Annotated in this window: 1 protein-coding gene; it reads left to right on the top strand. The window is 50.8% G+C overall.

What is annotated here, in order from left to right:
• Nucleotides 1-1,076: ankyrin repeat domain-containing protein (locus J7438_RS25820; RefSeq protein WP_209278901.1), on the top strand; the 1,076-nt coding region annotated here is incomplete at both ends.

Raw genomic sequence — 1,076 nt, 5'->3', positions numbered from 1 at the left:
CTATCCAGACATTGCTTGACTTTGACCCCTCACTGGCCAAAAAGTGGACTAAAGATGGCCAAACAGCTCTCCACACAGCTTCTTTTGAAGGCCACACAGAGGCCATCCAGACATTGCTGAACTTTGATCCCTCACTGGCCAAAGAGAAGACTAACGATGGCCAAACGGCTCTCCACGACGCTGCTCTTAAAGGCCAAACACAGGCCATCCAGACATTGCTGGACTTTGACCCCTCACTGGCCAAAGAGAAGACTAACAATGGCCAAACGGCTCTCCACGACGCTGCTCTTAAAGGCCAAACAGAGGCCATCCAGACATTGCTGGACTTTGACCCCTCACTGGCCAAAGAGAAGAATAAGTTTGGCGAAACGGCTCTCCACGCAGCTTCTTTTGAAGGCCACACAGAGGCCATCCAGGCATTGCTGGCCTTTGACCGCTCCCTGGCCAAAGAGAAGAATAAGTTTGGCGAAACGGCTCTCCACAGGTCTGCTGCTAATGGCCACACAGAGGCCATCCGTACATTGCTGGACTTTGACCACTCACTGGCCAAAGAGAAGGTCATACATGGCTTCACGGCTCTCCACTTAGCTGCCAGTAAAGGCCACAAAGAGGCTATCCAGACATTGCTTGACTTTGACCCCTCACTGGCCAAAAAGAAGACTAAAGATGGCCAAACAGCTCTCCACACAGCTTCTTTTGAAGGCCACACAGAGGCCATCCAGACATTGCTGTACTTTGACCCCTCCCTGGCCAAAGAGAAGGATAAATATGGCCAAACAGCTCTCAACAGAGCTGCTGAAAAAGGCCACACAGAGGCCATCCAGACATTGCAGGCCTTTGACCGCTCCCTGGCCAAAGTTAAGGATAAGAATGTCAAAACGGTGCTCGATTTAGCTAAGGGCGGCCTCAAAGAGACCGTCAAGGTATTAACGTACTTTGCTGTTTCCCGGGCCGATCATGAAAAAGACAACAGTACGCTCACAACCAACGTGGAGATCGACGATACCAAAAAAGCTGACAAAACAGCTCAGGCTGTCTCTGTTGCCACTAACGATCCTGCCCCGACTGATAGTAAA

This window comes from Thalassotalea sp. G20_0 (assembly GCF_017744175.1).
Taxonomy (GTDB): domain Bacteria; phylum Pseudomonadota; class Gammaproteobacteria; order Pseudomonadales; family Endozoicomonadaceae; genus Endozoicomonas.
Note: the sequence above shows the minus strand (reverse complement) of the source record. Positions and strands in the feature narration are given on the sequence as shown.